Genomic DNA, 14,419 nt, shown 5'->3' with positions numbered 1-14,419 from the left:
ATCAGCATATGTCTGAATTAAACAAAGAACAACAGGATTTTTTAAATGGTTTTAACTGGCACAACTACGCAGAAGGAATTGATTTAGTTGACGAAAAAAACCTTCAAGAATTTGAAGATTTAGTATCAAAAACTTTTATTGATACTGATCAAGAAGAAGTAGTTGAAGGAGTAGTAGTTAGAATTACTGACAGAGATGCTATTGTTGACATTAACGCAAAATCAGAAGGTGTAATTTCATTGAATGAGTTTCGTTACAATCCTAACTTAAAAGTTGGAGACAAAGTAGAAGTATTAATCGACATCCGTGAGGACAAAACAGGTCAATTAGTATTATCACATAAAAAAGCAAGAACAATCAAGTCTTGGGATAGAGTTATCGCTGCTAACGAAAGTGGTGAAATCGTTCAAGGTTTTGTTAAATGTAGAACTAAAGGTGGTATGATTGTAGATGTTTTCGGAATTGAAGCATTCTTACCAGGTTCACAAATTGACGTAAAACCAATCCGTGACTACGATGTATATGTAAACAAAATGATGGAATTCAAAGTGGTAAAAATTAACCACGAATTCAAAAACGTTGTTGTTTCACACAAAGCGCTTATCGAAGCAGATATCGAAGAACAGAAAAAAGAAATTATTGGTCAATTAGAAAAAGGACAAGTATTAGAAGGTGTTGTTAAAAACATTACTTCTTATGGTGTGTTTATTGACTTAGGTGGTGTTGATGGATTAATCCACATTACTGACCTTTCTTGGTCAAGAATCAATCACCCAAGTGAAGTTCTTGAATTAGATCAAAAATTAAACGTAGTTATCCTTGATTTTGATGATGAGAAAACAAGAATCCAATTAGGTTTAAAACAATTAAATGCTCATCCTTGGGATGCTTTAGGAGCTGAATTAAAAGTTGGTGATAAAGTAAAAGGAAAAGTAGTTGTTTTAGCTGATTATGGTGCTTTCATTGAAGTTGCTGAAGGTGTTGAAGGTTTAATCCACGTTTCTGAAATGTCTTGGTCAACTCACTTAAGAAGTGCTCAAGATTTCGTAAAAGTTGGTGATGAAGTAGAAGCAGTTGTTTTAACTTTAGATAGAGACGAAAGAAAAATGTCTTTAGGTATTAAGCAAATGACTCAAGATCCATGGACTGACATTACAGCTAAATATCCAGTAGGTTCTAAACATACAGGTATCGTTAGAAACTTTACAAACTTTGGAATTTTTGTTGAATTAGAAGAAGGTATCGACGGATTAGTTTACATCTCAGATTTATCTTGGACTAAGAAAATCAAACATCCATCAGAATTTGTAAATGTTGGTGATAAATTAGACGTAGTTGTTTTAGAATTAGATGTTGATGGAAGAAAACTTTCATTAGGTCACAAACAAACAACTGACAATCCTTGGGATAAGCACGAAGATGCATTTGCAGTAGGAACAGTTCACAGCGGAACAATTTCTGAAATTGTTGACAAAGGCGCTACTGTTGATTTCGGTGATGATGTAGTTGCATTTATTCCAACTCGTCATTTAGAAAAAGAAGATGGTAAAAAATTGAAAAAAGGTGATACAGCTGACTTCAAAGTAATTGAGTTCAACAAAGAATTCAAAAGAGTTGTTGCTTCTCACACAGCTATCTTCAGAGAAGAAGAAGAGAAAATTGCCAAAGCTGCTTCAGAAAATGTAGCTGCTAATAATGCAAATACTCAAGCTTCAACTCTTGGTGATGCTAATGACGTTCTTGCTGGTTTAAAAGCAAAAATGGAAAAAAGCGAGAAAAAGAAATAATTATTAATTTCTTATATCATAAAAAAACTCCGCATTTTGCGGAGTTTTTTGTTTTTAGTTATTATAATATTTTCGTTGCCATATTTCAGTATTGAAATTTTTTCCTAACATGAAGAAATAATAAGCTGCTACAGCAATAATGGATTTAAAAATAAATAAAAATACAATTATGTTTGCCATTGGAATGACATTACTTAGTTTTGAAGTAGGAGTAATCCAAGTTAGTACAAGACTTAACAACAGACAAAAAACAACAAAACTTCCTATATCTTTGAATGGTTTGACAAGTGTTTTTCTGAAAGGCGTAAATTCATTCCCCCATTTATGAATTAGATAGTAATAATTATTGCCAATTGGTGCAAAAAGTATTGGATCATCATAATTTTCTAAATGAAATGCTTTACTTGGTGCAACTATTTTAAATCCTTGTAATTTTGTATTGTGTTTTCTTTCTAAATCACAAATCTTTGAAATTGCTTCTTCCGGAATTTCATTTTTAAACAAACTGCTGTCTAAAAAGCGTAAACGGTAGTCAATACAAATCTTTTGAATGTGGTTTAAATGAAATATTTTGTCAGTTTCTAGGAGTTCAAAATCAAAATTATTCTCTTTTGTAGAAATTGGAGATTTAAGTTTTTCTTCAATTTTTTCTCTTGTTTTAGCATTTTCATTCAAAATAGTTTCTACTTCTTCTAGAATGAAATTAAGGTTTTTTTCTTTACGACGAACTTCTGATAACTTAGATTCTAAATTTATAGTATTCATATCAAAATGAATTTGAAATTTGTAATACTAAATTAAAGCATTTTTTTAATATAATTTATTCAATATGAAGGTTTAACATTTGTTCAAAAAAAATGCCTCACAATTGTGAGGCATTTAGTTATTATCTTAAACTTGCACCAAGTTCATTTTCTAAATTCTTTTGAAGTTTGTTCATTATTTTATCAATTTGTTCATCAGTTAAAGTTTTTGAACTGTCTTGAAGAATAAAACTCACAGCATATGATTTCTTTCCTTCTGGGAGATTTTTTCCTTCGTAAACATCAAACAAATTGACATCTTTTAATAATGATTTTTCAGTTTGTCTCGCAATGTTATATATAGAATCATAGGATACATTTGTATCAACCAAAAGCGCTAAATCTCTACGAACTTCAGGATATTTTGGAATATCAGTAAACTTAATTTTTCCACCAATAAGTTTTAACATCAAATTCCAGTTGAAATCTGCATAAAAAACTTCTTGTTTGATGTCAAAATGTTTTAAAATTGATTTTTTAACCGTTCCAAATTCTACTAAAGTATCGTTTCCATAGGCTACAGCAATTCCTTCGCCAAAAACATCGTTTTCAGTTGGAATATTTTTTGTTTTTTGCAATCCTAGTCTATCTAAAATTGATGTAACATAACCTTTGAACAAGAAAAAATCGGATGGTTTTTGTTTGTTTGTCCAACTTTCATTGGTATCATTTCCTGTTGTAAAAAGAGTTAAATGTTTTGGTTCATCATATCCTGATGGTAATTTGTGATACGTTTTACCAAATTCAAATAATTTTAAATCGCCTTTTCGTCTGTTTATATTATAGGAAACAGCTTCTAAACCAGAAAACAACATCGATTGACGCATTGAAGCCAAATCATTACTCAAAGGATTCAACATTGAAACATTAAATTCTTCCTTTAGCATTGAAGATAAGCCAATATAATCAATTGTAGTCAAAGAGTTTGCCATCATTTCATGAAAACCGAAAGAATTCAATTGTGAGGCAACTATATTTTGAACTTTGTAATCTTCGGTTCTAGGTGAATTACTTACTGTAGCATTAATTTTTTTGGTAAAATTAATATTGTTGTAACCATAAACTCTAAGAATTTCTTCAATAACATCTATTTCACGTTGAACATCAACGCGATAAGAAGGAATAGTTAATCCTAATCCAGCGTCAGAAATACTGTTAATTTTAATATCTAATGAAGCCAAAATTTTCTTGATAGTTTCTTTTGGTAACTCTTGACCAATTAATTTAGCCGTTTTATCAAAACTCAAGAAAACAGCAAAATCTTCAATTTTCTTAGGATAAATATCAACAATGTCTGAAGTGATTTCGCCACCAGCAACTTCTTTGATTAAAAGTGCAGCACGTTTCAGAGCAAATTCAGTAATATTTGGGTCAATTCCTCTTTCAAATCGGAAAGAAGCATCGGTATTTAATCCATGTCTTTTTGCTGATTTACGAATGCTAACCGGATTAAAATATGCACTTTCTAAGAAAATAGAATTGGTTGTTTCCGTAACTCCAGAATTTTTTCCGCCAAAAACACCTGCAATACAAAGCGGTCCTTTTTCATCACAAATCATTAAATCTTCTTCATGCAACGTTCTTTCAACATCATCTAAAGTGGTAAATTTTGTTCCAGCGGTTACTGTTTTAACAATAACTTTTCCGTTGATTTTTGAAGCGTCAAAAGCATGAAGCGGTTGCCCTAAATCATGAAGAATATAATTGGTAACGTCAACAATATTGTTTTTTGGCGTCAAACCAATAGCTTTTAATCTATTTTGAAGCCATTCAGGAGAAGCTTTCACATTAATACCAGAAATGGTTACACCACAATATCTTGGTGCTAATTTGTTGTCTTTTACGTCAACGTCAATTTTTAATGTTCTTTTATCAATTCTAAAAGTACTTACTGACGGTGTGATTAATTCAATGTTTGAGTTTTTTTGAAGTAAACTTGCGCGCAAATCTCTTGCAACTCCAAAGTGTGACATCGCATCAGCACGATTTGGTGTTAATCCGATTTCAAATACTTCATCATTTTCTATATTAAAAACTTTAGCACATGGCGTTCCTGGTTTTAGTTTTTCATCTAAAACCATAATACCATCATGACTAGTTCCTAAGCCAAGTTCGTCTTCGGCACAAATCATTCCGTGACTTTCCTGTCCACGAATTTTACCTTTTTTGATTTCAAATGCAACACCTTCTTTATCAAAAAGTTTGGTTCCAATAGTTGCTACAGGAACTTTTTGTCCGGCAGCAACATTACTTGCTCCACAAACAATTTGAACCGGATTTCCATCGCCTAAATCTACTTTTGTGATTTTCAATCTATCAGCATCAGGATGTTTTTCACAACTTAAAACGTGACCAACAACTACACCTTCTAATCCGCCAGGAATGGATTGAAATTTTTCAACGGTTTCTACTTCAAGTCCTAAATCTGTTAAGATTGCCGCTGTTTCTTCAGATTTTAAATCTATTTTGATAAATTGTTTTAACCAATTATATGAAATCTTCATTTTCTATTTTTATAAGGTCGCAAAGATAGTCATATTCAAAAAATATAACAATCCGAAAAGTCAATTATTATAACAATTCTTCAACATGTTTTTTAATGTTTGAAGCAATTTTTTTGGTTGGTAAATCATTAGCATCTTTACCAAAAGGATCTTCAATTTCTTCGGCAATTAATTCTAAACTTGCCAAAACATAAAAAGTAAAAACAACCACAGGAATACTGTAATAACCCAACGTAAAAGCATAACCAAAAGGCAAAGTCATGATGTAGAAAAAGATAAATTTTTTGATAAAAGCACTGTAAGAATAAGGAATAGGAGTGTTTTTTATTCTTTCGCAAGCGCCGCAAATATCGGTAAACGATTGTACTTCGGCATTAATTATAATCAATTGGTCGCCTGAAATTTTTCCTTCCAAATACAAATCGTTTATTTTTTGAAAAATACGTTTTGCCACTTGATTAGGTTGATGTTTAGTATGGTCAATATCTAAATCTAAATCATCAAAAAGCATTTTGCTCACATCTTCATTGGAAAGATATTTTGATAAAATTTCTGCATAACTTGGAATGATTTTTTTAAAAAAGTCTTTGTCTTTATCAGATTTTAGAATGGCGCTAAGTTTCAAAGCCAAATTACGGCTGTTGTTTACCAAAGCACCCCAAAGTTTTCTGCCTTCCCACCAACGTTCATAGGCAGTATTGGTTCTGTAGGCAAGCAATAATGAAATTACAAAACTCAATAATCCATGCATGATTGAAATGTTTTTCACATGGCTATTTTCAGCTAATTTCCAATATTCGATTTCAAAAAAACAAATGGTAAAAGTGTATAAACCAATAACAAACATCATTGGTAATAATTGTCTAAATGTATCCGATTTGTGAAATCTGAAAATAAAAGTAATCCAGTCTTTTGGGTTGTATTGTACCATTTTTAATTTTTTAACTAATATAATTCCAAATATTTTTCTTTTTTGAAAGTTCCAAAAATACAGTTTTCATAGTTTGATGTTCGGGTAAACTCATCGAAGGATCTTTTTTTAGCAAATCAATGGCTTTATTTCTTGCCAAAATCAAAATGTCTTTGTCTTTTACCAAATCTGCAATTTGAAGATTTAAAACGCCGCTTTGTTGTTTTCCCATAATGTCACCTGGACCGCGAAGCTTCAAATCTACTTCGGCAATTTCAAAGCCATCATTTGTTTTACACATGGTTTCTAAGCGTATTTTACTATCGTTAGAAAGTTTGTGCGACGTCATCAAGATGCAATAACTTTGTTCGGCACCACGACCAACACGACCACGTAATTGATGCAACTGCGATAACCCAAATCGTTCGGCACTTTCAATAATCATCACACTAGCATTAGGAACATTGACACCAACTTCAATCACCGTTGTGGCTACCATTATATTGGTTTTGCCTTCCGAAAAACGTTTCATTTCGGCTTCTTTATCAGCAGGTTTCATTTTGCCGTGAACAATGGAAATGGAATATTTTGGTAAAGGAAAATCTCTGGAAATACTTTCATAACCATCCATCAAATCCTTGTAATCCATGGTTTCACTTTCCTGAATTAATGGATAAACAATATAAATTTGTCTGCCTTTTTCAATTTCATCTTTAATGAATTTCCAAACCTTTAATCGGTTACTGTCATAGCGATGAACCGTTTGAATGGGTTTTCTTCCCGGTGGCAATTCATCAATTACCGAAACATCTAAATCGCCATACAAACTCATGGCTAACGTTCTAGGAATAGGTGTAGCTGTCATTACCAAAATATGCGGAGGAATATCGTTTTTCTTCCAGAGTTTACTTCTTTGTTCAACACCAAAACGATGTTGTTCATCAATAATGGCCAACCCTAAATTATCAAATTGTACTTTATCTTCCAGTAAAGCATGGGTTCCAATCAATATATGTAGACTACCGTTTTCCAATTCTTCGTGAATAATTTTTCGTTCGGAAGTTTTAGTTGAGCCAGTTAAAATTTTAATGTTGATGTTTAAATCTTTTGCTAATTCGGTTAGTCCGTTGTAATGTTGTGTAGCTAAAATTTCCGTTGGTGCCATCAAGCAACTTTGAAACCCATTGTCTAATGCAATCAACATAGCCATTAAGGCTACTATTGTTTTTCCTGAACCAACATCGCCTTGTAATAAGCGGTTCATTTGTGCATTGCTTCCTAAATCATTACGGATTTCTTTCAACACTTTTTTTTGTGCATTCGTCAATTCAAACGGCAAATGATTTTCATAAAAATTATTAAAATGATTACCAACAATTGTAAAAGGATGTCCTTTTATTTTATGCTTTCGAACCAGGTTTTTAGTGATTAATTGCAATTGAATAAAGAACAATTCTTCAAATTTTAACCGGAATTGCGCTTTGGCTAACAGTTCAGGACTTTTTGGAAAATGTATATTGAACAGCGCCGCATTTTTCGGAATTAATTTCAATTCTTCTAAAATGGCGTTGGGCAATGTTTCTGCAAATCGTGCTTGCGTTTCAATGAATAATTGCTGCATGATTTTTACAACAACTCGGTTTGAAATTCCTTTGTTAGTCAGCTTTTCAGTTGATGGATAAATAGGTTGCATGGCAGAACGCAAACTTTTTTCATGCTCTGTAAACAATTCCATTTCAGGATGCGCCATATTGTATTGACCATTGAAATTGGTTACTTTTCCAAAAATCACATACGGAATATTAAGCTTCAAACTTTCTCTAATCCATTTTTGACCTTGAAACCAAACCAATTCCATTTCGCCAGTATCGTCCACAAAAGTGGCAACCAATCTTTTTTTGGCTTTGCCAAATTCAACCGTTTTGATATGGATAATTTTCCCAATAATCTGAACTTCGGCAACGTTATTATTCAACTCATTGATTTTGTAATAACGCGTTCTGTCGATGTATCGATTGGGGAAAAAATTGACTAAATCTTCATATTTATGAATACCAATTTCTTTTCGCAACAATTCACCACGTTGCGGACCAACGCCTTTTAGATATTCTATCGGAGTTTGAAGAAGTGAATTTGACATTTTCAGAAATAAGTAGAGCGAAGATAGTTTTTAATTTGAAGATTTGAAAATGACCTAACTCGAAAATCATTATATTCGTAATCTATTATTACTACTAATGCGAATACTTTTTTTACTATTACTAAGTGCTTTTACTTTTGCGCAACAAACCCAAAAAGTTGACTTTAAAACGGCCAAAGGAAATCTTGCTATAAACTATTCTGAACGAAAAGTTTCTGGTTCGGTTCAGTATGTTTTTGAAGTAAAAGAATCGATAGATACCATTAAAATTGATGCTCAAAAAATGAGTTTCACTTCGGTAAAAATCAACAATAAAGAGGTGAAGTTTGGTAATTCGGGTAAAACACTCAATCTGTTTGAAGGTTTTAAAAAAGGTAAAAACAACGTGACGTTTAATTACGAAGCGTTCCCGAAGCAAACCATGTATTTCACCGGAGTTGAAGACAATTTACAAATCTGGACACAAGGTCAAGGAAAGTACACCAGCCATTGGTTTCCGAGTTTTGACGATGTGAACGAAAAGGTAATTTTCAATCTGAATATTTCTTTCGACAAAAAATACAATGTTATTGCTAACGGATTTTTAAAAACCGCTTACACTTCCGGAAATACCAAGAAATGGTATTATGAAATGAAGAAACCCATGAGTTCTTATTTGTTGGCTGTTGCCATTGGCGATTTTTACAACAAAGCCATTCCGTCAAAGTCGGGAATTCCGTTGCAGTTTTTTATTCAACCCAAAGATACCGCCAAGTTTGAACCAACCTATCGTTACTCCAAACAAATATTCGACTTCTTTGAAAAAGAAATAGGAGTGAAGTATCCTTGGAAATTGTACAAGCAAGTTCCGGTGGAAGATTTTCTGTATGCCGGAATGGAAAACACTAGCTGTACCATTTTTTCGCAAGATTTTGTGGTGGACAACATTGGTTTTAACGACAGAAATTATGTCAATGTCAACGCACACGAGTTGGCACATCAATGGTTTGGCGATTTAGTTACTGCCAAATCTGGGAAACATCATTGGTTGCAGGAAGGTTTTGCTACCTATTATGCTTTGTTGGCGGAGAGCGAAGTTTTTGGCGAAGATTATTTTTACCATCAATTATACAGGTCGTCGTTGCAACTACGCAATGCTGCCAAAACCGATACCATTCCGGTGATGAATGAAAAAGCAAGTTCGTTGTCTTTTTACCAAAAAGGCGCTTGGGCTTTGCATTTCATTCGCGAGTCTATTGGAGCTAAAGCGTTTCAAAAAGCGGTGAAATGTTATCTGAATAAATACAAATTTAAAAACGTTGAAACCGATGAGTTTTTGGCAGAAATAAAAAAAGAAGCGCCAACCTTTGATACCGAAAGTTTCAAGAAAATGTGGCTCGAAGATTATCGTTTTCAAATGGAAGTTGCCAATTCGTTGTTGAAGAAAAATAGCTTTATCGTTTCACTTTTTGAAGCACAACAACTAAGAAGAAAATCAGTAGCCGAAAACAAAGCTAAGTTCATAGAATTGCTAAAATCGGATGCGTACTATCCCGTTAAAGCGGAGATTTTATATCAAATCAGAGAAGTGCCTTTTGAGGATAAAAAAGAGTTAGTACAATTGGCAATGCAAACTGGCGATGTCAAAGTGCGCCAAGCCGTGGCAGAGTTTACCAAAGACATTCCAGAGCAATTTAAAGCAGATTACGAAACCTTGCTTGATGATGCTTCCTATGAAACCAAGGAAATTGCTTTTATGAATTTGTGGAAGAACTTTCCAGCCGATAGAAACGTTTATTTAGAAAAAGCCAAAAACTGGACAGGCGGCAACGATAAAAGTTTACGCATTATGTACCTAACCTTTGCACTCGAAAATGAAGCATTGGGTTATGAAGAAAAAACGGCGTATTTTGAGGAATTGTTGCAGTATACTTCGCCAACCTTTGAAAGCAGTGTTCGTCTCAATGCGTTTACCAGTTTGTTTGCCATGAATGTAACGGTGGATGCCTTGTATCAAAACTTGGTCAATGCTACCACGCATCACAAATGGCAGGTTTCTAAATATGCGCGCGATAAAATCAGGAGTTTGCTGGCTACGGATAGCAACAGAAAACAATTTGAAAATCTTTTGGACGCATTGCAAGATGCCGAAAAAACCAATTTGCAAAAACTTTTAAACGAAAAACCATGAGAGCTTTAGTGATTTCGGGCGGTGGAAGTAAAGGTGCCTTTGCGGGTGGCGTGGCGCAATATTTACTCCAAGAACACGGACATAAATACGACATTTTAATTGGCAGTTCAACGGGCAGTTTGCTTATTCCGCACTTGGCGTTGGGCAAGGTTCAAAAGATTCATGATATTTATTCCAATGTCAATATGCGCCGAATTTTCAATCTCAGTCCGTTTATTGTAAAACATAAAAACACCGATAGAGAACTAGTAACCATCAATCACATGACGGTTATCAAGCAGTTTATTAATAAAAAACGAACCTTTGGCGAAAGCAATAACCTGTTAGACTATATCAAAGAAAGTTTTACCAAAGCAGAGTTTCTCGAACTGCAACAATCGGCTTGCGATGTTATTGTGACGGTTACTAATCTTTCCAAGAATGAAGTAGAGTATAAGTCGATTGACGATTTTGAATACGATGATTTTTGCGAGTGGATTTGGATTTCCTGCAATTACATTCCGTTTATGAGTTTGGTTACCAAGAACGGGTTTGATTATGGCGATGGCGGCTTTTCGAGCTTGGTGCCTATTCGCGAAGCCATTAATCGTGGTGCTACCGAAGTAGATGTCATAGTGCTGGAAACCGAAGTGCAGGTAAAACCCAAAACCATCAGTAGAAACCCTTTTACACTAATGATTGATTTGTTTCAAATACTGCTCACCCAGGTTGAAAAACAAAACATTACTATTGGAAAACTTGCCGCCAAAAACAAAAACGTAAAACTCAATCTCTATTATACGCCTACGCAACTCACCGACAATGCGTTGATTTTTAACAAAGACAAAATGAAAGCATGGTGGCAGCAAGGCTATGATTATGCGCAGAACAAAAGCGAGTTAATGAGTGATAATGTGCAGTAGGTTCAGTATTTTTTTAGAAAAACAAAGGAGCTATTACGTCAAACAGCTTTAGACAGCAGTTACTTTTTAGGATTTTCCTTTTTCTTTATTCTGTATCTCTGCTTTATTGGTGCGAATTCTGTATAATCTTGCCACTTATAATTGAGATTATCTAAAAACGATAGGTCAAGATTTTTAAAATTATCAAACTCGACAGGCTGTAATTTTAATTTGTCCAAGCTATCGGTTAAAAATTGTAAATCTGGTTTTTCTATTTTAAGATTTTTGATTTTATCTTCAAGTTCCTTAATAACCAAATCTTTTTCAATTATTGCTTGCTTATGATGATTTTCCCTTTTTTCTAAATCGTGCTTAAGAAATTGTATAAAAGTACCCATTTCATCTGCGCTCCCAGCAAGTCTGTTTAAAATCATTAAAAATTGACCAAATATTGGATTGTTTTGATCATAAGGATATCTAATCGTGTGGTCAATTTCACTCCAAGCTTCTTCAAAAATTGTCCTTACTTGTATTTCTGCAAAATATTTTGTTTTATCGGGTTTAGTTTCAATTATATAATGTACTGAACGATAACCAAAAGGATGTTCTTTAACTTCACATCCAAGTTCTTCAAATTTCTTTTTATAATCAGAAGAATCTCCCTCACGATAATTTGCTACAGGTGTTTCTTTTAAATCCCAACTTGAGGTTATCATTTCATGTATTGAAAGCCAATCTTCTTTAAATAAATGTAATGCCCTTAAACCAATCAAATCGGTAATTTGAATTTTATAATTGGTTAAGTTTATATCAAGTTTTGGAGTTTTTATTTTCTTGCGGATAATTTTTTCAATTACATGCTCTGCATCTTTAATTCTATACCTTACTGAATGTACATTTGGTGTTTTCATTAATCTATTAAAGATATATATAGCAGAAGACTCAAGCTTAGGAATACTTTCAATATAATCATCGTGAATAATTTGCAGTTCAGACCAAGTTAATCCAGTATTTTTGAAATTGCTACTTTCAATATTGTATTTTTTTAGAAAATCGTTTTGTTCCATTTTTTTAGAGTTTGTATGGGTAATTACTGCCAACAATTCTTGGCTGTAAGCCTTAGCGGCAATTTAAAAATAAATATAATAAGAAATTATAGTGTTTTTAGTATTTTGGAAATATTTAGTTCATCTAAAGTATAAACAACTTTTATGAGCACTTTTTTATTCAGGCTCTTTTACCAACTTTTCAATTTCATCCTGTGTATAAAATGTTTTGCGTTCTTGGGCGCCGCAAATTTCATTCACAAATTCAAGAATAGATGGTTTTTCTATCAAATCAATTCCTTTGACGTATTCGTAAGCTGAAAGGGGTTTTCCTTTTTCTGAGTCGTGAGAATATTTGTTAGCCACTTCAAAATTATAAATTGAAACATATCGTTGTGATAAACCAGGGCTTTTTTGGTTTGCGAATTCAATTTCTTTCCAAATTTCTTCATTTAAAGTCCAAGCAGAATTTTTGCGTTTACTTTGATCCTTATTTAATATAGGTTGGTAATTAAGAACATCATCAGTTTTTTTTATTTCATAAACAAATCTAGTATCACTATCGTGAATAATGTGTTGCTTAATATTGAAATGAGAAAAAATCTTCTGAAAGAAAGGAATATTATTTTTTGATCCTGTGTTAGTAACGAAAATATCTTTTTGAGGATATTTATTTGCCAGTAACTCTCTTACCACAATTGTTTCTGTATCTCCTTCCACAAGTACAACTTCATCTGCAAAAAAAGATGAACAAATGTTTGGATCAAACCTATTAATCATTTGAACCATATTTTTTTGTTCGTCTGTTGACCCAAATAGGTTATCTCCGACTTGGTAAAGAAATGTTTTATTCTCTTTTGTTCTAACCATCCTAACTAAAGAAGTATGAGGTTTTGATATGTCAATTAATGTTGGACTGTGAGACGCACATATTATTTGAAAACAAGAATTTGAACATAAATCATAGAGTACTTTTCGCAACAAATTAATTGCCTTTGGGTGTAAGTATATTTCTGGTTCTTCAAAAAGAATTAAATAATCTTTTCTGTTTGATGCTTCGTCAGGAGATGGTAACTCATTTTTTACAACACCGAGAAAATTGAACAAGGTTTGACGAATTACTCCATGCCCATGATTTTGAACATCTTGTTTTGCGTTAGGATATTTTGAATCCCGAATAACTACTGAAAATTCTTTTTCTAAAGAAGCTGTAAAATCAAATGAGGATCCTTCAACTTGACTTATTTCCAAAGTTAAATCAGGAAAAATTTTTTGAAATTGATTGTTTGCTTGTAGACTAGTTTGTGCCAAACTTTCTTTAGACAATAATTTTTTATGAAGCGTTTCGATTTCATTTATAACTTTTTGATATGCTTCTGCTTCTTCATCTTTTAGGCTTTTAAGTACTTTTTTTTGAACTGTGTCTTTTATAAATTTAGTTAAGTCTGCGTACGTAGGAAGAGCTGGGATTCTCACAGGTGTTGGTGCTTCTTTTGTAAAATGTTGCTCTAAACCTCCAAAACCGTTTGTAACATATTCCCCTGTCGCTGGATCATAGGTTTCCTTTTGACCTTCATCTTCTAAGTTAACCCAAGTTTTTCTAAATCGGATTTTATTTTCTCCATCAACCCATTTGTCAAACCCCTTTTTATTAAAAATATTATCATCTCCATGATCTTTAAGAAAGATTGCGGAAATTTCTATAGGGATTGCAGTAGTAAAACCTAAGAAGTCACTAAGTAATGCTTTTTGTTTTGGTGTAATAAGATATTCATATGCTGTCAATAAAGAAGATTTTCCTGCATTATTTTGCCCAAAAATAAAAATAATATCTGAGTTGTCTAAGGATAGTTTTACATTGTCTCCGGCTATTGAACGAAAGTTTTTTACCGAAATTTCTAATAATTTCATGTATAATTTTTTATTGGATTTATAAAGCAATATATTTCATAACTGATAAGTATACACAAGTTGATATAACTTTTGTATTTATTTCCAAATCTAATCAATCCCTTTATCATAAAAAAGGGGGAAATCCCCCTTTTTTTTACGGGAAATCCCCCTTTTTTCAATTACGCATATAAAATAATTGCTGTTTCAAGCCAAATTATCGGCGCAAAGGGTTAAAAAAAAGTTGCTGGACGCCCAAAAAAAGTTGTTGCGAGGGTAAAAAAAGTT

9 protein-coding genes are annotated in these 14,419 nt (G+C 32.8%); 3 read left to right on the top strand and 6 right to left on the bottom strand.

Annotation, left to right across the window (positions count from 1 at the left end; all coding sequences use genetic code 11):
- The first annotated feature begins 8 nt into the window (after positions 1-8).
- The gene (gene rpsA, locus RN605_RS04885; protein WP_313322725.1) at positions 9-1,787 is read left to right on the top strand and encodes a 30S ribosomal protein S1; all 1,779 of its coding nucleotides are present in this window, start codon (positions 9-11) and stop codon (positions 1,785-1,787) included.
- Between the two features lie 54 nt (positions 1,788-1,841).
- Here the strand turns inward: rpsA and RN605_RS04880 are convergent, their stop codons facing one another.
- From RN605_RS04880 to recG, 4 genes are all read right to left on the bottom strand, one after another.
- Positions 1,842-2,552: a hypothetical protein gene (locus tag RN605_RS04880; protein WP_313322724.1), complete on the bottom strand. Its 711-nt coding sequence runs from the start codon at positions 2,550-2,552 to the stop codon at positions 1,842-1,844.
- Positions 2,553-2,673: 121 nt separating this feature from the next.
- Complete coding sequence (gene pheT, locus RN605_RS04875; RefSeq protein ID WP_313322722.1) at positions 2,674-5,094, bottom strand: phenylalanine--tRNA ligase subunit beta; 2,421 nt, start codon at positions 5,092-5,094, stop codon at positions 2,674-2,676.
- A gap of 67 nt (positions 5,095-5,161) precedes the next feature.
- Complete coding sequence (locus tag RN605_RS04870) at positions 5,162-6,025, bottom strand: bestrophin family protein (RefSeq protein WP_313322720.1); 864 nt, start codon at positions 6,023-6,025, stop codon at positions 5,162-5,164.
- 10 nt (positions 6,026-6,035) lie between these two features.
- Complete coding sequence (gene recG, locus RN605_RS04865) at positions 6,036-8,144, bottom strand: ATP-dependent DNA helicase RecG (protein ID WP_313322718.1); 2,109 nt, start codon at positions 8,142-8,144, stop codon at positions 6,036-6,038.
- Between the two features lie 97 nt (positions 8,145-8,241).
- Here recG and RN605_RS04860 point away from each other — a divergent pair, with 97 nt between their 5' ends.
- Together RN605_RS04860 and RN605_RS04855 are read left to right on the top strand one after the other, a co-directional pair.
- The gene (locus RN605_RS04860; RefSeq protein ID WP_313322716.1) at positions 8,242-10,314 is read left to right on the top strand and encodes a M1 family metallopeptidase; all 2,073 of its coding nucleotides are present in this window, start codon (positions 8,242-8,244) and stop codon (positions 10,312-10,314) included.
- Positions 10,311-11,216, top strand: a complete 906-nt coding sequence (locus RN605_RS04855; protein WP_313322713.1) for a patatin-like phospholipase family protein — start codon at positions 10,311-10,313, stop codon at positions 11,214-11,216. Before RN605_RS04860 ends, RN605_RS04855 begins: the two co-directional genes overlap by 4 nt.
- A gap of 59 nt (positions 11,217-11,275) precedes the next feature.
- Here the strand turns inward: RN605_RS04855 and RN605_RS04850 are convergent, their stop codons facing one another.
- Together RN605_RS04850 and RN605_RS04845 are read right to left on the bottom strand one after the other, a co-directional pair.
- Positions 11,276-12,262, bottom strand: coding sequence for a hypothetical protein (locus RN605_RS04850; protein ID WP_313322711.1), 987 nt, complete (start codon positions 12,260-12,262; stop codon positions 11,276-11,278).
- Between the two features lie 156 nt (positions 12,263-12,418).
- The gene (locus RN605_RS04845) at positions 12,419-14,152 is read right to left on the bottom strand and encodes an ATP-dependent nuclease (RefSeq protein WP_313322709.1); all 1,734 of its coding nucleotides are present in this window, start codon (positions 14,150-14,152) and stop codon (positions 12,419-12,421) included.
- Between the last annotated feature and the right edge of the window lie 267 nt (positions 14,153-14,419).

It is taken from the genome of Flavobacterium sp. PMTSA4 (assembly GCF_032098525.1).
Classification (GTDB): domain Bacteria; phylum Bacteroidota; class Bacteroidia; order Flavobacteriales; family Flavobacteriaceae; genus Flavobacterium; species Flavobacterium capsici.
Note: the sequence above shows the minus strand (reverse complement) of the source record. Positions and strands in the feature narration are given on the sequence as shown.